Source organism: Westiellopsis prolifica IICB1, assembly GCF_004323185.1.
GTDB classification, from domain to species: Bacteria; Cyanobacteriota; Cyanobacteriia; order Cyanobacteriales; family Nostocaceae; genus Pelatocladus; species Pelatocladus prolificus_A.
The window spans coordinates 2,572,765-2,592,659 of sequence record NZ_NAPS01000002.1; the positions used below are offsets into that span (position 1 = coordinate 2,572,765).

The following is a 19,895-nucleotide window of genomic DNA, read 5'->3' on the forward strand; positions in this document are numbered from 1 at the left end:
AACCCAAAAATCATTTCGGCTAACCCAAAAATCATTTCGGCTAACCCAAAAATCATTTCGGCTAACCCAAAAATCATTTCGGCTAACCCCGAAACTAAGTACTTAGGGACTTCCACTTAATTTACTTTGGAGGAAATTATGACATTAATGCATATTTATTATCCAGAGAGTAAATTTGGGGACTTTACAGATATAGATGGGACAATAGTCTTCTATACACGAGTAAATGCCCTAGCTGAACCATCGTCTGTTGTTCTTGATCTTGGATGTGGTAGAGGTGAATACGTAGAAGACACAGCGAGGATAAGACGTGAAATTCGAGTATTGAAAGGAAAAGTAAAGAAAGTTATTGGAATTGATGTTGACTCTGCTGCTCAAGAAAATCCTTTCATAGATGAATTTCATCTTCTTAATAGTGAACAATTACCGTTAGAAGATAATTCAATTGATTTGTGCATTTGTGATTGTGTAGTAGAACATCTAGAAAATCCAGAGTCTGTCTTTTCAGAATTGCGAAGAGTAATTAAAGACAAGGGATATTTCTGTATGAGAACACCAAATATCTGGAATTATATTGCTATAATCTCAAGACTTATTCCCAACAAATTACATGTTAAAGTTTTAGCGATCGCTCAAAAAGAACGGCAAGAAAAGGATATTTTCCCGACTGTCTACAAATGTAACTCAATACCAAAGGTAAAAGAAATGCTCAAGAAATACGGCTTTGAGAGCGTCGTGTACGGATATGAGTCAGAGCCACGCTATTTATCCTTTTCAAGATTTACCTATTGGCTTGGTGTTATGCATCAAAAATTTTCTCCAGGATTTTTGCGTCCTGTTATTTTTGCATTTGCACAAGTACATAAAGAAGCCTGATAAAAAGCGCTGATCGTTGTTGAGAAGTTAAGGTTAGTTTATCCATGAAACGCTTCAATAGCCAATTTAAAAGATATTTGATTTTGGCTATAGCAGGTTTTATCTTCACCGTAGTCAGTTTAATTCCTGTACGGTTGGCGATCGCCTACTATCAAGCACCCCAACCCCAAGCCTTCTTTTGTTTGGGTGGTGGAATCGAACGGGAAGAGTTGACCGCTGAACTAGCTCGATGGTATCCATCTCTAGAAATTTGGCTATCTTCTGACTCCAGCTTAAAGGAGATACGAAAAACTTTTCAAGCCGCAGGTGTTTCACTCAAACGCGTACATGTTGATTACACTGCTGTTGATACAGTTACTAACTTTACCACTTTAGTGAATAAATTCAAACAACGCCATATACAACACCTATTTTTGGTTACTTCTAGCTTTCATATGCCCAGAGCCAAAGCGATCGCCACGATCATCCTTGGTAGTCAAGGTATAGTCTTCACTCCTGTCTCAGTTCCAACGATAAACTCACCAGAATCTCAACTTCGCATTTTACGTGATTGTGTTCGTGCTTTGGTTTGGGTTTTTACAGGTTACACCGGATCAGAACTCAAAAACAGTCCTATTGATTCTCCGCTTTGACACTCTCCTGTAAAATTAAAATTTTTTCAACAAACTTATAATCAAGAGTCCCACATAAATGAACATTCTTGGAATTAACGCCTATCATGGTGATGCATCAGCTTGCCTGATTCAAAATGGTCAACTTATTGCTGTAGTCGAAGAAGAACGCTTCACCCGGATTAAACATTGGGCTGGGTTTCCGGCTCAATCTATTCGCTATTGTTTGCAAGTGGGTGGTATTAGCGCCGCAGACTTAGATCATGTTGCTGTCTCTTTCAACCCCAAAGCCAACCTGAACCGCAAACTGCTTTTCACCCTGCAACAACGTCCTTCCCTATCATCACTTTTGGATCGGTTTAGCAAACAAAGTAAATCTGCTAGTCTCAAAGAACAGTTAGCAGAAGCTTGTTACTGTCAACCAGAAGACATTAGCGCTCCGATTCATACATTAGAACACCACACAACCCACCTAGCCAGTACTTTCTTTGTTTCCCCATTTGACAAAGCTGCTATTTTATCCATTGATGGGATGGGTGATTTTGTGAGTACCCTCTCCGGTGCGGGTGAAGGTAATCATCTCGATTACTTTTGGCGTACTCACTATCCTCATTCTATCGGTTATCTTTATAATGCCATCACTCTCTACTTAGGTTTTCCTGCCTATGGTGATGAATATAAAGTTATGGGATTAGCACCTTACGGAGAACCAGAATATCTAGAAGCATTCCGGCAAATTATTTATCCTAAAGGCGATAGTTTTGAGTTGAACTTAGATTATTTCACTCATCATGAGCAGGGTATCGCCATGAAATGGGACAATGGTGCGCCCCAGGTTGAACCTTTCCACAGCCCAGAACTAGAAAAATTACTAGGCCCAGCCCGACAGATCAAGTCAGAAGTGACAGCAAAACATCAAAATATTGCAGCATCTTTGCAAGCAGTCACCGAAGAAATTATATTTCATTTAATCAACCGCTTGAGCGATCGCTACAAGAGTGAAAATCTCTGTTTAGCAGGTGGTGTAGCAATGAACTCTGTTGCGAATGGCAAGATTACTCAAAATACTCCTTTTAAAAACGTATATATTCCGGTGGGCGCTGCGGACAATGGTACATGTATTGGAGCAGCCTTCTTTGTTTGGAATCAAATGCTCAAACAACCTCGCCATTTTGTTTTAAATCATGCCTATTGGGGTTCGGAATTTACTGATGAGGAATGCTTGCTAGCATTACAGTCTCATGACTTGCAACCCAAACATCTAGAAACAGAAGCTCTACTCAACCAAGTTGTTGATTTTCTGTGTGAAGGAAAAGTAGTCGGTTGGTTCCAGGGGAGAATGGAATTTGCTGCTAGAGCTTTGGGGAACCGTTCTCTCCTTGCTGATCCGCGTCGCTTAGATATGCGCGATATCATCAACCTCAAAATCAAGTTCCGGGAAAAATTCCGCCCCTTCGCTCCCAGTATATTGGAAGAAAAAGTTGGTGAGTATTTTGAACTCGATGAACCTGCACCGTTTATGGAAAAAGTCTTTAAAATTCGCCCAGAAAAAAGAGAATTAATTCCTGCTGTTACTCATGTTGATGGTACAGGGCGTTTACAAAGTGTCAGTCGTCAAACAAATCCTCTCTATTGGAACTTAATTAATACTTTTGCTCAACGTACAGGTATTCCTATTGTTCTCAATACGTCTCTCAATGAAAATGAACCCATCGTTCGGACTCCCACCGAAGCAATTCAATGCTTCTTGAGAACTAATATGGATGCTTTGGTATTGGGTTCTTATTACATAGAACGCAGCGATATTAAATCATAGATTGAGTATCCCGCCTCAGAATTAATTCTGAGGCTAATAGTATAAGTCCGTTTTAACGGACTCAAACATCGTCCTAGTCAGATTTATCTGACTTTAGCTATTAGCCAATAAATTTATTTCTTGGCGGGATGAAAAGCTGATGCAAGATTATGAGTGTACTCAATTTATCTAAATTTTTTGCATATGTCCTGAAGAACTCCAATATCTAATGTATTAGTGTAGAGACTTTCACAGTTATCAGTTCTCAGCTAGCAATTGCTAACTTTTCACTGATTTTAATTGTAAAGTCTCTTTTCTAGTTATTGGTTCATCGCATTAGTTCTGAGGGGTAATAGATCCCCGACTTCCCACAGAAGTCGGGGATCTAAACACCCGCTACTATGCTCCTGTTTAATTCTTGTTGGCGGGTGAGCTACTTTTTTGTTTTTTTAATCTGTCAATTAAAAATATAACAACGAGCAATCAAACTAAAGTTCAAGTGGTAAGCACACAACTAAAAATGACGAAAAACTGGGCCTTGGTAATTGGTATCAACCAGTATGAGTTCCTGCAACCTCTCAAGTATGCTAACAGAGATGCACAGTTAATGCAGGAATTTCTCTGCAATGAAGCTGATTTTGATCAGGTTTACTTGTTTTGTGATCACTCCCTCAAAGGGTTGGAAACTTCAAATCACCCTTCTCGGAATAAATTGTTGCAATTTTTACAGAATTTATTTGAAAAATCCTGCTTGCAGCCAGGTGATAACTTTTGGTTTTTCTTTAGTGGTCATGGTATTGTACATGCTAATCAAGACTACATCATGCCCTGTGACGGTAATCTCCAAGATGTAGAAAATACGGCAATCCCTGTTAACTATCTGACGGAATGTTTACGTAGCTGTGGTTCTGGAAATGTTATTCTCGTCTTTGATGCTTGTCGTCATCAAAACAAAACTTTTGGGGAAAAATTTGGGCGACAAACTCAACAAATCGCACGTCAAAATGGATTCACCAGCATTTTTTCCTGTAGTTCCGATGAATGCTCCTATGAAATTGAGACGTTAAAACAGGGAGTGTTTACTTATGCATTAGTGGAAGGTTTAGGCAATCAAGGGCAATGTGCCACAATAGAACGTTTGCATCAATATCTCAGTTTTCGGGTGTCACAACTTGTTAATCAATATAAACATGCTCGACAAACACCCCAGATAGTTGCTGAACCAAATGCCAAATTACACCGAATTGTTCTACCAAAACATGCGACTTTAAATGATATTTCTCAACTCAAAATTAGTGCTTTTCAGGCTGAAGTTGACAACAATCTGGAACTAGCAGAACAACTATGGATGCAGACGAATACAATAGCTTCTACTCCAGATATAGATGCGATCGCAGCAATGCAAAGAATTGCTCAGTTGCGGTCTGAATTTTTATATTCTCAAACTAATATTGTACTCCAACCGTCTTATCTAGAAAACAATGGAAGGTCAAGTTTACCACTCCAAACATTAGAATTAACAGGCACTAGTACTTGTGAGCATGAAGTTAATAAAACAACAGAGTATTTTCTAAAACTTAACAATATTTCAGTCTTCAAGCCCGAATTTAAGAACGATAAAATCAATAACAAAAATACAATTAAAGATCAAGATATTAATCTCTGCTCTACACTAGAAATAAACTATCAGCAATTAAACGATCTCTTAGCAGCTGGTAAATGGAAACAAGCAGACCGAGAAACTGTTAGTTTACTGCTAAAGGCAGCAGGTAGAGAAGAACAAGGCTGGCTGAATATTCAATCTATCAATCAACTTCCCTGCATAGACCTTTGTACTATAGACCAGCTGTGGCTGAAATATAGTAATGGGCGCTTTGGCTTAAGTGTGCAAAAGAGTATTTGGGAAAGTATCGGCGCTCAAACTGATATTGATTATGAAATATGGGGTAAATTTTGTGAGCGTGTTGGCTGGCGCGTAAATGACAACTGGTTGTTTTACTCTGACTTAACTTTTAGTTCAGATGCTCCTCAAGGACACTTCCCCGCAGCAGGTGTAATTCACTCTTTAACAGAATGGCGGGGTTGGGTTGTAGGTTCTTTGAGTTGTGTGATTGGTTTCTCTGCTCTGACATCTAAAATGGAGATATGCGACCTGTAGAACAAGAACGCCAAAGAGCCTAACGTTTAGCAGCAAAATTGCGAGAATTGGGTATGAACCGCAATTTCTGGCAATGGCAAGGGCGCAAAGGTTAAAATATTAACAGTTATTGATCATTATTCAGTGAACACTGGTAACTGTTCACTGAAAACTGATTTCGCCTCAAAGCCAGGAGTCAGTCAGCCATGAAAGCACCTCTTGATATAGAATGGATACTTGCCCAGTTTCCGGCATTGACCCAAAAAATTAACAACCAACCTGTGATTTTTTTTGATGGGCCGGGAGGTACACAAATACCAGGGTCAGTAATAGATGCGATCGCCGATTATCTGGTGAGGTCAAATGCTAATGCTCACGGGCCTTTTGCCACTAGCGCCCGGACAGATGCACTAATTGATTCGGCTCGAACTGCGGTGGCTGATTTTCTTGGATGTCACCCCAGCGAAGTTGTCTTCGGTGCAAACATGACCACCCTCACTTATGCATTCAGTCGGGCTATTGGTCGAGAAATTCAACCAGGTGATGAAATAATTGTGACACGTCTTGACCACGATGCGAATATTTCTCCTTGGTCTGCATTGGCTGAACGTGGTGCAACTATCCGGTTTGTTGATATTAATGTTGAAGATTGTACTCTCAACTGGAGCGATCTCGAACAGCAAATTAGCGATCGCACACGTCTAGTAGCAGTTGGGTACGCTTCTAATACAGTCGGTACAATTAATGATATCGCTGCGATCGCCCGACTTGCCCATAGTGTCGGGGCGCTGGTTTTTGTCGATGCAGTCCATTATGCACCCCACGCTCCCATTGATGTGCGATCGCTTGATTGTGATTTTCTTGTCTGTTCTGCTTATAAATTTTTTGGGCCTCATGTCGGGATTCTCTATGGAAAACACGAACATTTAGCCCGTCTCCAACCTTACAAAGTCCGTCCCGCTTCTGATGAAACACCATCGCGTTGGGAAACAGGTACACTAAACCACGAAGGTTTAGCAGGAATGGTAGCGGCGATTAATTATTTGGCCAAACTCGGTTGTCATGTCTCACCTTCAGTGGAAAGTCAGTTGCTTTCTAGTCTCTTAGAAGCTGATACGGGAAAATGGGAAACATTTCGCTGTCCCCCCAGACATGCAACATCGTCATCTTATCCCAATCGCCGTGCAGCTTTAGTGACAGCAATGACAGCTATTCAACAATATGAAGCAGAACTCAGCAAACAATTGATTTGTGGGCTTTTGGATATTCCTGGCTTAACTCTCTACGGTATTACCGATCCCGCACGCTTTGCTTGGCGGACACCAACGGTAGCATTTCGATTAGAAGGACAATCTCCCCAAATGGTGGCAAAAACTTTAGGCGATCGCGGTATTTTTACCTGGTATGGTAATTTCTACGCCATAAACTTAACTGAAAAGCTAGGAATAGAAGCTAGCGGTGGTTTGTTGCGAGTTGGATTAGTACATTACAACACGGTAGCAGAAATTCAGCGATTGTTGGAAGTATTACATGAGATAGCAGTGCTATCAAAATAATTTAAAAGTGTGACAATCCGAAGATCAGCAATCATGTTGTTAGTAAAGTTTTATTTAACTATACGCAACTCACATCTTTTCAGATTTTTGAGCATTTTTTGCAATTGCGGATCTCTTTTAGAAAATAGCATTGGCAAACAGGTTTGCTGACGCCTACATCTGTCGCAGAGCATACTACTTTACCCCCTTTTTGTGGATTTTGCAGAGATTGGTTTCTCCAGAAAAAGCTAACTCTAGGGAGATAACTTTTCTGGAATGTTAGTGTGTTAGGAGTAGTATTTTTATCACCCTACTATCTTTACTTGGGGATCACTGCATGTGGTATCACAGGAGTTAAAAAATACTTAAAGTTTATTTAAGAGCATGATCAATAAACATGTTTATACCCAGCAACTGGGGTCGTCATTTGTGAGCCAGCGCGGTCTTGGGGGTCTCCCCCATGAGCGACTGGCGAACCCGTAAGGGTCATTGGTAATTGGTAGAGACGCGAGGAACATCGCGTCTGCACTTTTTGAGCTTGCTTGCTTTTCGTAATACAGTTAGGTTTATTTCCACCGACTTACTTATTAACAAAAATAATGTACGATTATGTAATTATTGGTGCAGGTTCAGCAGGTTGTGTTTTAGCAAATCGCCTCACTGAAGACCCAAACACAACAGTATTATTGTTAGAAGCAGGGAACTCAGATCAAAAACAAGAAATTCATATTCCCGCAGGTTTTCATAAGTTATTTAAAACAGAATATGACTGGGCTTATTACACACAACCACAGTCTCACCTCAACAATCGCCAATTATATTGGCCTCGTGGCAAAGTCATGGGTGGAAGTAGTTCAATTAATGCCATGATTTATATTCGTGGTAATTGGCGTGACTATGATGATTGGCAAGAATTAGGTAATTTAGGCTGGAGTGCAAAAGATGTACTTCCCTACTTCATCAAAGCTGAAAATCAGAATGTCCTGAAAAATGTATACCACGGTGTAAATGGACTTCTCAACGTTACCAATCAGCGCTGTATTAATCCACTTTCTCATGCTTTTGTGAAAGCAGCACAACAAGCAGGTTTTTCACTCAATCATGATTTCAATGGTGCAAAACAAGAAGGAGTAGGATTTTATCAAGTTACTCAAAAATATGGGAAACGTCACAGTGTAGCAAGTGCTTATCTGAAGCCGATATTACGACGTCCCAATCTTACAATTAAAACCAATTCCCAAGTTACAAAAATAAATTTTTCAGGAAACAAAGTTGTTGGGTTAACTTACATTTACAATCAAGTAAAACATAAAATTAAAATTGCCAAAGAAATTATTTTGAGTGCTGGTGCAATTAATTCACCACAGTTATTAATGCTCTCAGGAATCGGAGATGCAGAAAAGTTAAAATCTCTGGGGATTCCTGTAGTGATTAATTTACCCGGTGTTGGCAGAAATTTACAAGATCATCTGTGTGTACCTGTTGCCTATAAATGTACACAATCTATATCTCTCGCAAATGCAGAAAAGTTTATCAATCTTCTGAAGTATGTAGTTTTAAAAAATGGGCCTCTTACCACAAATGTTGCAGAAGCGGGAGGTTTTGTCAAAACTCATCCTGACTTAGCAATAAGTAATCTACAATTTCATTTTGCGCCTGTTTTTTTTCTAAATCATGGCTTCACACAACCAAAAGGACATGGATTTACTTTCGGTGCAACTCTTTTATATCCGCAAAGTAAAGGTAGCATTACTTTACGTTCTCTCAATCCTTTAGAAGCACCAATCATTCAACCAAATTATTTAGAAAAAGCAGCTGATTTAGAAGTTTTGGTAGCAGGTGTCAAACTATCACGTCAGTTAGCAAAAATGTCAGCTTTTGATTCTTACCGAGGTGAAGAATTAGTCCCCGGTTTGCAGGTACAGAATGATGAAGAAATACGTGCATATATTCGAGACACTGTAGAAAGTTTGTATCACCCAGTTGGCACTTGCAAGATGGGTAATGATTCGATGGCGGTAGTTAATTCCCAACTGCAAGTACACGGATTTCAAGGACTGCGAGTAGTAGATGCATCAATTATGCCATCTATTATAAGTGGAAATACTAATGCCCCCACTATTATGATTGCGGAAAAAGCTGCTGATTTAATTAAAAATTCTTGATAGCAAGATCATAACTATTTAAATTACACCTAGACGGGGCAAACGATGTTTGAAACCGCAGAGAATTTCCCAGGAAATCGTGTTTAATTGATTTGCCCAATCATCAGCAGATATTTGTTGTTTACCGTCTTGACCGAGTAAAGTGACTACTTCACCTTCTTGTATATCTGGTAAAGCACTGATATCTAGCATTAGCTGATCCATCGTAATTGTACCGATTTGTTGCACTCGTTGACCACGAATTAATACCTGCATTTTATTAGAAAGATTGCGCGGTACACCATCTGCATAACCAATTCCGACAACCGCAATACGCATTTCTTCCTTGGCGATAAATTGATGACTGTAACTCACACCAGTACCAGCAGCAATGGTTTTGACTTGAGTAACTCTGGCCCTGAGTTGCAAAACAGGTTTGAGATCAATTTGCGATCGCAAATGTGTAGCTGGATAAAGTCCATAAATCAACAAACCTGCACGCACCATGTTGTAATGTAATTGTTTATCACTAAGGGTAGCGGCTGAATTTGCCAAGTGTAAGCAAGGTGGTTTGATTCCTAAGGCTTTAATTTGAGCGATCGCTTCTTGAAAGCGACGATGTTGTAGTTGCATGACAGTCGGATCAGGACTATCTGCTGTTGCTAGGTGAGAGTATACACTAGCTATCTTTAAATGTGGCAAACTCCGGACTAGCTGGACAAATTCGCAGGCTTGTTGCCAATTAGTTCCCAAGCGGGACATACCCGTGTCTAATTTAATGTGTACAGGTATAGGAGAACTATGATTGATCGCTTCTAAAATATTAGAAAAAACCAGTGCTTGTTTGGGACTGCATAGTGTTGGTTGAAGTTCCCAATGAGCGATCGCATAAATTTGTTCTGGAGTATGAGTTGCACCCAAAATCAAAATCGGAGCTTTGATTCCAGCTTCGCGTAATTGAATTCCTTCTGGAACTGTAGCAACACCAAGCCAACTTGCTCCTGATTGTAATGCTGTTTGAGCAACTGTAATTGCTCCGTGTCCGTAAGCATCTGCTTTCACAACAGCCATTAGCTGGGTACGTGGTGATAGGAATTGACGCAGTTGTTGGACGTTATGCGACAAAGCCAATAAATCAATTTCCACCCAAGCACGTTGTGAATACCAAGCATAGGTGTCACATTGCCCAACTGCAACACCCTGAGATTGCTCATGACTTAACATTCTGTTTACTCCTATCACACCACTGTTTTGCTTTCAGCTTATATACTTATTCATGTTGCTGAAAGCTACTCTGGAATAATCACAGAAGTTTAACGCTCATCGTGTCAATAGGACAAGAGCTAATAGCAGGATTAGGTGTTTGATCACTTCATGATTTGATTTAGAACTTCCTTTGCTTCGGAGCGATCGCTAAATTCTTGCTCTGGGAATCTTATTTTTGTACTCATTTAGACCAAAATTTCAGCAGTATAATTTCTCATCATTACCAAACCAGACTACATTATGTGTTAATATATGTAAAACTAATACCTCGAACGATTATCAATGGGGAAGGTTTTAGTACTGAACGCCTCTTATGAACCGCTCAACATCACGAGTTGGCGTCGTGCTGCGGTTCTGTTAATCAAGGGTAAGGCAGAGCGTGTAGAGCACAATGGCAAGTTTCTCTACTCCGGTTTTCCGCTTCCAACGGTAATCCGATTACGCCATTATGTCCGAGTTCCCTATAAAGAAATTCCTCTGACGCGTCGAAACATATTGCATCGGGATGGTCACACTTGTCAATACTGTGGTTACACAGGGGATGAGTTGACCTTAGATCATGTGTTACCGCGATCGCGTGGAGGAGGAGATTCTTGGGAAAACATTGTTACAGCTTGCGTCCGCTGCAATGTTAAAAAGGGTTGCCGCACCCCCCACGAAGCACATATGCTTTTACGCCATCAACCTCGCAGACCCTACAGCAGTTTGTACTTTGAGGTCACAAAGCATCTCAAAACTGGAACACATAAGGAGTGGCAAAAGTATGTTATAGGCCTTTAACAATTACCTTTATTCAATATCAATCGGTAAAAGTTTTTTATAGCTTTTGCTGTTCACCAAGTGTGGACGAGGTTGGTTTTTTGGCTTGTTGTCGGCTATTTTTCCTTTACAAGCTGGCGTAGGAGTTTGTAAAGTTTTATTGCCGATTTTTTATCAACCTCGTCATCATAACACATTTTCGTGTTTTAGCAAGTAGCTCAATTTTTGAATTTGCCAATTATACATAAAGCATATTTCGGTTATTCACCAAATAAATGTAGAAAAAATAGACCCATATATACATTCTCAAGTTCATTTATTTTTGCGAAGATCGAGAGAGTGTGGCTAAATCAGTGATTTGCTGGTTGTAGTCTTGATTGTTGAACTTAATATCACGCCACACTGTACAAACCATTTACTATGCAGTTTCATTCTTCCCTTACTCAGTTTGAGAGATTGCCATTGACAACAGATCCAACTCCAGAAGCGAATCCGGATGAGGTAGACATAGACAAAGAGTCTTTGGATACTCCACTCATCAGGCAGTCAACTGGAACGCTAACATCAACAGAAGGAGGCAATTCTCTAGGTCAGCGTGCCAATTCTGTGACACTACAGAAATCAGAAGAATTGCGTCAGCTGATGCTTGCACACCGTCATGATCGCCAGTTAGTAATTCTGCAAGATTTTCCAGACCCAGATGCTCTTTCTTCTGCTTGGGCTTATCTGTTAATAGCTCAACAGTATGATATTAAGTGCGAGATAGTCTACGCTGGTACTCTCAGCCATCAAGAAAATATTGCCCTTGTGAAGCTAACTGGTTTACCAGCGATTCGTTGTTCGCTGCCAAATCTTAAAAGCAAAGATTTGTCTTCTTACCAAGGTTATGTCTTAATTGATAACCAAGGAACCACCTCTGGATTAGTGCCAGTGGTGCAACAGGCGGGAATTCCACTGATAGCAGTTATTGACCATCACAATTTGCAAGGAGACCTCAAATCAAAATTTGTTGATATTCGTCCTGCCGTCAGATCTACAGCTACAATTTTTACTCAGTACTTACAGGCTGGATTGCTCCCTTTAGATAGCAGTATCAACCAGCATGTCAAATGTGCAACTGCCTTAATGCATGGTTTGCGTTCTGATACTAACCTGCTCATGCAAGCCAAAGAAGAAGATTTCATGGCAGCAGGCTATCTGAGCAGATTTTACGACGCCCAGCTACTGAACGCCATACTGCAAGCTAACCGTTCTAAACGGGTAATGGATGTGATTGAGCGATCGCTCAAAAACCGTATCGTCCAAAACAACTTTTCCATTGCTGGAGTCGGTTACTTGCGCTACGACGACAGAGACGCCATTCCCCAAGCCGCAGATTTTCTCGTCACCGAAGAAAATGTTCACACTGCCCTAGTTTACGGTATTGTTCACGATGAAGACGAAGAATTAGAAGTGGTTGTAGGCTCTTTGAGAACAACTAAACTTACCCTAGACCCTGATGAGTTTATCAAAGAAGCTTTTGGACAAGATAGCAGTGGTCGATTTTTTGGTGGTGGACGCACCAGTGCAGGTGGTTTTGAAATTCCTATGGGTTTCTTATCAGGCAGTAACGAGAATTCTGCTTATGCAAAAATGAAGTGGGAGGTTTTCGATACCCAGATTAAGCAAAAGCTGCTGAGATTAGTTAACCCCAAAGATAACCCAATTCAATCAGAATAAGTCATTTGTCATTGGTAGAGACGCGAGGAACATCGCGTCTGTACAATAGTCATTTGTCATTGGTAAAGGTTGGTGGATGTTTTCTTTTCGTGACTTGCGTTATGTTTCTTTCGTCTGACTTTATTTAATTTTGCTGGAGATTAATTTCTTGAAATGATTGAGAAGATTCTTCTAATTGCAAATTACCAGGTAAAGCTGGCTTACCGTTAACTTCTAGAGCATAGTTTCCTTGTGGCAATCCTTCAAGATAATAAACTCCCGCACCGTTAGTCACAGACAATCGCCGCAAACCTGAGTTTGCTTGAACAGCTTCTACCCGTACCCCTGCAACTGGCTGGCCTTTAACATCAGTTACAACTCCGGTACGGGTGTAAGATTTGATTAGAGGTAACTCTACTGTTGTATAACTACCAGCGACAACATCCACGGCTAAAGCGTCTGTTGTAGCTTTCCAATCAAGGGGAAACCCTGCTGGATCGAGATCAAGGCGATATTTACCAGGAGACAAACGCACCAAAGCTGCTTCATTTTGAATTTCTGGTTGAAAAAACTTCAAGGGACGGTTATTGAGGATCAGCATTAACTCTGGCTGATTGAGATAAATAGCTTCATTAAGATCACGTTTGCCATTTTGATTGCGATCAAAAAATGGTTGAATCAATATACCGCCTTGGGTACGAAAATAGTTAGAACGTCGAGAAGAATCAGGCTTCATTCCTCTTTGCATGTCAAAGCTAGAAACTAACTCTATCCCAAAACTCGGTTGATCTGAAGTGAGGGATACCCCTTGGTAACGTCCCCGCAGCATTATACCTGGGATAATTGTTGTTCCCAAGCTGGCGATCGCTCCTGAACCTTGCGAACCAATACCATAACCTAGTTGTGCTTCCCACAAGTAACTCCCATCAATGGCGCGTGCTGGAGAACGATAACGCCAACTCGCACTAGCTAGACTATTTTCCTGGGTGAAAAAATTACTAGTTTCGTAATTCACAAGCAATGAATGTCCTGTATCTAAAGGACTTTTCCCGGAAAAATTGTAAGCCAATTGGGATAGAGAACCAACTTCATTTCCACGAGTTGTAAATTCCATATCACCTAAGCGTTGCACAAAACTCCAACGGAAGTGATTTTGACTGTCTAAAGTAGCACGAGCAAAGGTAAAAGAATTTTTCCCACTATGGGAAATTTCCAAACCCCCAAAAACACCATCTCGACTGTCATAACCTCCAAGGAAACCTAGCCAAGGAAGCATTCGCCAATCGAAATTAAAATTAGAACCAAAGCGATCGCTAAAAAATCGGGTACGCGCAGTCCGAGACAAATCAAACCGAATATCAGCGTTCACATCCCAGTGATTATTTTCATCCCCGCTTAAAGCTGAAACAGCTACTGTTAAAGGTAAATTTTGCGGCTGATAAAATATTTCTCCCAACCCCCGAAATGAATTGTCATAAACTCCACCAATTCCTACAGTTAAGCTTTCCGACAAACCCCAACGTTGAGCCATACCCCCTCTAAAATCAGTAAATTCTCCCAATAAATTTGCACTATCTGTGGAAAATTTTCTCCGCAAACCACCAGAAAAAATCAACGCATTCGCGCCAGGTGGTAATTGTCCTGGTGCGGAAGAAAAAGTTAGCTCGCGAATTTCTGGTGCTTCGGTGAGTCGTCCTTGGGGGTAAAGTAATAGACGGTAATTACTAGCTAAAAAACGACCATCAACTGGAATATTATCAAAACGATAAATACCAGAAGAATCTACTAAGACTTCTGCAATTGGGCGATCGCTAAAAGCTTGAGTCAATCTTACCAATGTTCCTGGCTCTGCTTTTCCTGTAATCACTCGCCCAATTTCAGCAGCTTGCAAACGCTGACGCGGATCTGGGGTCGCACCTAACAATGTTTCTTTTGGCTTATATCCCTGGCGCTGAATTGTCGTGAAACCCCAATAATCGCCGGTTTGTTGACCAAACCAAAACGGTGTCTGTGAACCAAGAATATAATCAGCTCGATTTGTCTGGCGCAGAAATTGAGCCTCAGAAATTTGCCAAGTAGCAGCATTTTTGAAGTTTGGTTGATTGGCGCGAATAAACCAACTACCACCTAAAGCTGTACCAACTGCTGTCAAGTTACCTTGATAACTAGTAGCATAATTAGTCAAACCATTAACATACAAACGTTGTTCAACATTAGTAATGCTAAAATCTGGAGGGATAACTTCTGGTAGTCCCGCCATTTCTGGTGACGCTTCTTGGGGTTCGCCAAATCCCTGCGGTACTGGAGTTTTTAACCAAGGTGGAAGTAAGCGCACTGCATAATCATTGATATCAAATTCAGCCGGAACGCCAAATAAAGTTTGCAAGTCTTGCACAGAAAAAACTAACCCTAATTTTGGGTCATTGCGGAGTAGTTTGGGATTAATGCGAATCACAAAACCAGGCGCACGCACTTCTTGCAGCCCATCTGGCAAGGGTGTAACATTTAAATTTAAAGCCTGAATTACCGCATCATAAGGTATAAGCCATTGCTCAAAGTCAATGGCTTGGATTCCGTCTTCTTTTCCTCGTACTAAAACACTTTTAATGACATTGCGCTGTCCAACATCTAAGCCTACAGGAAAAACCTGAGAATTCTCAGCGATGGAAGGAATTGATGATCCTGTTGCTGCGGTTGATTTCGATACAGAAGTTTCCGGGACAAAGCTTTCTGGTGGTGTGATCGAAGGGATAATTTGTGCTTGAATAACTGGAGCGATCGCCTGATTTTTGTCACCGGAGCTAGTTTTTAAATCTGCAACTAACTTTTGATGACTAATAGAAAATTGTGGTTCGGAAATCTCTGGCAATGTAGATTTTGGATTGATGTTTGTAGTCTTTTTTGTGACTAAATTCAAATCTTTTTTGCCAACATTTACAGATACTAAATAGCTATCATTAGGTAATTTTGGAGGAGATATTACATGAGTCATATTCACAAAAAAATAGCTTTTTGATGTCTTTAATTTGCATGTCAAATTCTGCCTTGGCTTCAGATAAAGCAAGGTTTAAAAAATATTGAATAATTTTAATTACAAAATTTATATAATTTTATTTATGCTCCTTCTAAGCGATGAAAAAGCATAAAAAAGGTAAGTAGAGAACAAAACTACTTACTAGGTACAATAATATTCATGTTAAAAGGTAGAGAGGTTTGATTAGGAGCTTGACCCCAAATCAATTCACCAGAAAGCTCATAGTTTCCAGAGGAAATTGGTGTTTTTTCCTGACCTGCAAGATTCAATAATAAATTGCGATCGCTCTGTGCAGTAATTCCTGTTGCTTCTACCTTACCACTGCGGATAACTTTTCCTTGTTGTTTTAAAGTCCAATTAGCGATCGGGAGAACAGATGCTTGGCCAATGTTGCGAACTAACAATTTTATTTGGTTTTTAGCTGCATCAAAACTACTACTATCTACAGTCAGTTGAGGAGATAAATTTCCTTTACGTACATAAAAAGTAGACCCAATTTTTGCTCTGATATTCAGAGAATTGCCGTTTTGATCAGTTGTTTTAATTTCCTTTAAATTTTCGGTGAAAACTACAACTCGATATTCACCATCAGGAAGATTCGGAGGAAGTTGAGCTATTAAACGTATCCGTCTGGTAGTACCTGGAGTTACAACTAATTCACCCGGTGAAAATTGCAAATAAGGACTCAGGTCGGTGGGGCTAGATGACAAAGTTTCAAAACCTTTATCCCGGTTATAACTAAAAGGCTGAACGTAAACACGAGCGCGAAAAGGTTCATTTGTAATATTGGTGACGTTAATTACTCCTTCGGCTTGGTTACGATTTGCTTGTGCCTCAATTACCATTGGAGAAATTCTCACCTGTGCCTGAACTGCACTAGTAGATAAAACTGCTGATAAAGTACAGATACCTAGCAAAACAGCAGAACAAATAATAGATTTTTTTCTATTGAAACTATTGTACAAAACAGAGGGTCTTGCTAGCATAAATTTATGAATCATTTTTCCAAATTAGTGAACTTTAAAAGCTTGGGAAGGAGTTGATATTCACTTCCCAAATTTTTTTTAGTTGATACGTGAAACCTTGTAGATTACCAACAACTTCTTACACATCTATAAGGGCTTATAGATCCCTAACTTCTTATAGACACCCGTAGGATAGCTTCCCAGAGAGTAGAAGTCAGGGAACTGAACACCCGAAACTCATCAAAATTAATAGAACAAACCAGACTTTGACTTATAGCCAAAGTACAAGATATCTATTGTGAGATTTAGTCAGAAAATCCAAAAAGTCGCGAAATTTTACGGTGTGACTGTCATGTCAACAGTGAAACCGTAGGTTCCTGCTGGTAAAGCAGCAGTATCAACTACATCCATGTTTACAATTAAAGGGATAGCAAGACCAGGAAGTACTGGTGCGGGAGTAGAAACACCTGCGGTATAAGTAGCGTTAACAACTCCTCCAACAGCAGTTGCATTATAAGTGGGAGAACTGAGATTAGGACCAGCCGTTTTGGTCACGCCAGTAATTTGAAGACTTCCAGTAGCACCACTACATTGCACAGTTGCAGAACCAGCTGAACCACCCACCAAGCTACTTAAAGAAAATGGAGTTGGGTTAGCCAATGTACCAGAACCAGGAGTACCAGAGAAAGAACATGATGCGGTTACTGTTCCACCAAATGGTACATTTACTGTACCAGCGGCAAACGCTCTAGGAGCGATCGCAATCCAACTTCCCAACACTAAAGCTGAGGTAACAACAATGTGACGAATCATTCCTAATTCCTAAAAATATAGTAAGTGAACTTTGGTTTGAGTCATCAACAGAAATTTATTTTGGTAGCGCGATATTAAGGTACAAAACAGGTAGATTCCCTGATCAATATTTCATTCCTGTTGAGACCTGTGTTTTCATAAACACCATGTTTGTATTGTGATGTTTAAAACTTTGTACGGCTTCAGAATTTATACTGAAAAAAAGTAAAATGTAATAGTTACAACCAACAAAATATACAATTTATATGTAATAACAAATATTCCATAGTGATTTAATTTGATTTATAAACTTACTCGTAAAGAAGAAAATCACAAATCATCACCAATTATTTTTGCTGTAAAGTGCTTGATTAAGCATTAAAAACTCAAAATAATGGAACTATACTTCATTCGTCATGGCATTGCTGAAGCAGCAACCGACGACATCAAAGACGAGGAAAGACAACTTACAAAAGAGGGGCGACAAAAAACAGAAAAAGTTGCTCGACGTTTAAAGAAATTGGATTTGCACTTTGATTTAATAGTAACTAGTCCCTTTATCAGGGCAAAACAGACAGCAGATATACTTATGATAGCTGGATTGAGTTCGCAGATAGAAGAATGTACTCATCTAGTCCCTGATGGTCATATCTACACTTGGGTTGTAAACTGGTTAGAGCCAAAGAATTTTGCACCAAATACCCAATTAGCTTTGGTTGGACACGAACCGTGTTTGAGCCATTGGGCAGAAATAATTGTTTGGGGGGAAGTCAAAGAACGTTTGGTGCTGAAAAAAGCAGGTATGATCGGGGTAAAGGTACCAGAAACAGGTTCTGTTTTGGGTCGTGGTCAGATGTTTTGGTTGACACCACCCAAATACTTGCTTTAACAGTTTTTCCACAATTCCGTAAAGAATTTGTGCGACCAGGAATACTGTTATGGCAATAATTATTTCTGGTAAGTTAGCCTGGTCAAATCTTTAAAAATCAGATGGTGTTGCCATGATGGTGTGCGAATACAGGCCTGGTTTGGAAGGCATCCCTGCTGCCCAATCAAGTATTAGCTTTGTTGATGGGCAAAAGGGATTACTAGAATATCGTGGCATCCGGATTGAGGAACTTGCAGAAAAAAGTACATTTCTGGAAACTGCTTATCTTTTGATCTGGGGTGAGTTACCAACAGCAGAAGAACTAGCAGCATTTGAGGATGAAGTTCGCCATCATCGGCGGATTAAATACCGCATTCGCGACATGATGAAATCCTTTCCAGAAAGCGGTCACCCCATGGATGCCCTACAAGCCTCTGCTGCTGCTTTAGGCTTGTTTTATTCACGTCGTGATTTGGATAATCCGGTTTATATCCGAGATGCAGTGGTTCGCTTGCTAGCAACTATTCCCACAATGGTAGCAGCGTTTCAGTTGATGCGAAAAGGAAACGACCCAGTACGTCCGAAAGATAATTTGGACTACGCTGCTAACTTTTTGTACATGCTCAACGAAAAAGAACCAGATCCACTAGCAGCAAGAATTTTTGATGTCTGCTTGATATTACATGCAGAGCATACAATGAATGCTTCTACTTTTAGCGCTAGGGTGACAGCTTCTACCCTGACAGACCCCTATGCAGTAGTTGCTAGTGCAGTCGGAACCTTGGGAGGCCCGTTACATGGCGGAGCTAACGAAGAAGTAATTCAAATGTTAGAAGAAATTGGCACTGTAGACAATGTACGTTCTTATATAGAGGATCGGCTACAACGTAAAGCCAAAATCATGGGTTTTGGACATCGTGTCTACAAAGTCAAAGATCCACGCGCTACGATTTTGCAAAACTTAGCAGAACAGCTATTTGCTAAATTTGGCAACGATAAATTCTATGACATTGCCCAAGAGATGGAACGGGTGGTAGAGGAAAAATTGGGCAACAAAGGAATTTATCCCAATGTTGACTTTTATTCTGGTTTGGTGTACAGAAAGCTGGGGATTCCCACAGATTTGTTCACACCAATATTTGCGATCGCCCGTGTCGCTGGTTGGTTAGCACATTGGAAAGAACAACTGGCAGAAAACCGGATATTCCGCCCCACTCAGGTATATAACGGTCAGTACGACATTCCTTACACGCCGATTGAGAAACGGTAGGGATCGGGGAAAGGGGAAAGGGGACAAGGGAGTGTGGGGAGTGTGGGGAGTGTGGGGAGACAAGGGAGTGTGGGAGGAATTATTTAACAAGTCTGTTCCCAATGCCCAATGCCCAATGCCCCATGCCCAATGCCCAATGCCCAAT

General features: G+C 40.4%; 14 protein-coding genes. 10 read left to right on the forward strand and 4 right to left on the reverse strand.

From position 1 onward, the window contains the following. The first annotated feature begins 138 nt into the window (after window positions 1-138). The 6 genes from B4U84_RS25395 to B4U84_RS25420 all read left to right on the forward strand — a co-directional run bounded on the left by B4U84_RS25395 (window position 139) and on the right by B4U84_RS25420 (window position 9,119). A complete protein-coding gene (locus B4U84_RS25395; RefSeq protein ID WP_131120939.1) occupies window positions 139-876 on the forward strand; it encodes a class I SAM-dependent methyltransferase in 738 nt (245 codons plus the stop codon). Window positions 877-920: 44 nt separating this feature from the next. After that, a complete protein-coding gene (locus tag B4U84_RS25400; protein ID WP_207390991.1) occupies window positions 921-1,508 on the forward strand; it encodes a YdcF family protein in 588 nt (195 codons plus the stop codon). A gap of 58 nt (window positions 1,509-1,566) precedes the next feature. Continuing rightward, the gene (locus B4U84_RS25405) at window positions 1,567-3,303 is read left to right on the forward strand and encodes a carbamoyltransferase family protein (RefSeq protein WP_131120940.1); all 1,737 of its coding nucleotides are present in this window, start codon (window positions 1,567-1,569) and stop codon (window positions 3,301-3,303) included. Window positions 3,304-3,802: 499 nt separating this feature from the next. Continuing rightward, window positions 3,803-5,440, forward strand: coding sequence for a GUN4 domain-containing protein (locus tag B4U84_RS25410; protein WP_131120941.1), 1,638 nt, complete (start codon window positions 3,803-3,805; stop codon window positions 5,438-5,440). Window positions 5,441-5,625: 185 nt separating this feature from the next. Further along, window positions 5,626-6,975, forward strand: a complete 1,350-nt coding sequence (locus B4U84_RS25415) for a cysteine desulfurase-like protein (RefSeq protein WP_131120942.1) — start codon at window positions 5,626-5,628, stop codon at window positions 6,973-6,975. A 578-nt stretch (window positions 6,976-7,553) separates the two neighbouring features. Next, window positions 7,554-9,119: a GMC family oxidoreductase gene (locus B4U84_RS25420; protein WP_131120943.1), complete on the forward strand. Its 1,566-nt coding sequence runs from the start codon at window positions 7,554-7,556 to the stop codon at window positions 9,117-9,119. 18 nt (window positions 9,120-9,137) lie between these two features. Here the strand turns inward: B4U84_RS25420 and alr are convergent, their stop codons facing one another. After that, a complete protein-coding gene (gene alr / locus B4U84_RS25425; protein WP_131120944.1) occupies window positions 9,138-10,322 on the reverse strand; it encodes an alanine racemase in 1,185 nt (394 codons plus the stop codon). Between the two features lie 324 nt (window positions 10,323-10,646). Between alr and B4U84_RS25430 the strand changes: the two genes are divergently transcribed. After that, window positions 10,647-11,144 carry an HNH endonuclease gene (locus B4U84_RS25430; protein ID WP_016860699.1) on the forward strand — a complete coding sequence of 166 codons (498 nt, stop codon included), beginning with the start codon at window positions 10,647-10,649 and terminating at the stop codon, window positions 11,142-11,144. A gap of 399 nt (window positions 11,145-11,543) precedes the next feature. Further along, the gene (locus B4U84_RS25435; protein ID WP_131120945.1) at window positions 11,544-12,842 is read left to right on the forward strand and encodes a DHH family phosphoesterase; all 1,299 of its coding nucleotides are present in this window, start codon (window positions 11,544-11,546) and stop codon (window positions 12,840-12,842) included. Between the two features lie 124 nt (window positions 12,843-12,966). Here B4U84_RS25435 and B4U84_RS25440 read toward each other — a convergent pair whose 3' ends face one another. The 3 genes from B4U84_RS25440 to B4U84_RS25450 all read right to left on the reverse strand — a co-directional run bounded on the left by B4U84_RS25440 (window position 12,967) and on the right by B4U84_RS25450 (window position 17,633). Beyond that, window positions 12,967-15,813 carry a carboxypeptidase-like regulatory domain-containing protein gene (locus tag B4U84_RS25440; RefSeq protein WP_131120946.1) on the reverse strand — a complete coding sequence of 949 codons (2,847 nt, stop codon included), beginning with the start codon at window positions 15,811-15,813 and terminating at the stop codon, window positions 12,967-12,969. A 176-nt stretch (window positions 15,814-15,989) separates the two neighbouring features. Next, window positions 15,990-16,856, reverse strand: a complete 867-nt coding sequence (locus B4U84_RS25445; RefSeq protein WP_017311996.1) for a fimbrial biogenesis chaperone — start codon at window positions 16,854-16,856, stop codon at window positions 15,990-15,992. 300 nt (window positions 16,857-17,156) lie between these two features. Beyond that, a complete protein-coding gene (locus B4U84_RS25450; protein ID WP_131120947.1) occupies window positions 17,157-17,633 on the reverse strand; it encodes a hypothetical protein in 477 nt (158 codons plus the stop codon). A gap of 373 nt (window positions 17,634-18,006) precedes the next feature. On the opposite strand from B4U84_RS25450, the gene sixA reads away from it, so the two are divergent. After that, window positions 18,007-18,501, forward strand: coding sequence for a phosphohistidine phosphatase SixA (sixA, locus tag B4U84_RS25455; protein WP_131120948.1), 495 nt, complete (start codon window positions 18,007-18,009; stop codon window positions 18,499-18,501). Window positions 18,502-18,613: 112 nt separating this feature from the next. Further along, window positions 18,614-19,750: a citrate synthase gene (locus B4U84_RS25460; RefSeq protein ID WP_131120949.1), complete on the forward strand. Its 1,137-nt coding sequence runs from the start codon at window positions 18,614-18,616 to the stop codon at window positions 19,748-19,750. Window positions 19,751-19,895: the final 145 nt, after the last annotated feature.

Bases quoted from the DNA above. Each gene is read 5' to 3' on its own strand.
- B4U84_RS25400 (WP_207390991.1), top strand. From the start codon at position 921: ATGAAACGCTTCAATAGCCAATTTAAAAGATATTTGATTTTGGCTATA.
- B4U84_RS25445 (WP_017311996.1), bottom strand. From the start codon at position 16,856: ATGATTCATAAATTTATGCTAGCAAGACCCTCTGTTTTGTACAATAGT.
- B4U84_RS25460 (WP_131120949.1), top strand. From the start codon at position 18,614: ATGATGGTGTGCGAATACAGGCCTGGTTTGGAAGGCATCCCTGCTGCC.
- B4U84_RS25440 (WP_131120946.1), bottom strand. From the start codon at position 15,813: ATGACTCATGTAATATCTCCTCCAAAATTACCTAATGATAGCTATTTA.
- B4U84_RS25395 (WP_131120939.1), top strand. From the start codon at position 139: ATGACATTAATGCATATTTATTATCCAGAGAGTAAATTTGGGGACTTT.
- sixA (WP_131120948.1), top strand. From the start codon at position 18,007: ATGGAACTATACTTCATTCGTCATGGCATTGCTGAAGCAGCAACCGAC.
- B4U84_RS25450 (WP_131120947.1), bottom strand. From the start codon at position 17,633: ATGATTCGTCACATTGTTGTTACCTCAGCTTTAGTGTTGGGAAGTTGG.
- B4U84_RS25405 (WP_131120940.1), top strand. From the start codon at position 1,567: ATGAACATTCTTGGAATTAACGCCTATCATGGTGATGCATCAGCTTGC.
- B4U84_RS25415 (WP_131120942.1), top strand. From the start codon at position 5,626: ATGAAAGCACCTCTTGATATAGAATGGATACTTGCCCAGTTTCCGGCA.
- B4U84_RS25410 (WP_131120941.1), top strand. From the start codon at position 3,803: ATGACGAAAAACTGGGCCTTGGTAATTGGTATCAACCAGTATGAGTTC.
- B4U84_RS25435 (WP_131120945.1), top strand. From the start codon at position 11,544: ATGCAGTTTCATTCTTCCCTTACTCAGTTTGAGAGATTGCCATTGACA.
- B4U84_RS25430 (WP_016860699.1), top strand. From the start codon at position 10,647: ATGGGGAAGGTTTTAGTACTGAACGCCTCTTATGAACCGCTCAACATC.
- B4U84_RS25420 (WP_131120943.1), top strand. From the start codon at position 7,554: ATGTACGATTATGTAATTATTGGTGCAGGTTCAGCAGGTTGTGTTTTA.
- alr (WP_131120944.1), bottom strand. From the start codon at position 10,322: ATGTTAAGTCATGAGCAATCTCAGGGTGTTGCAGTTGGGCAATGTGAC.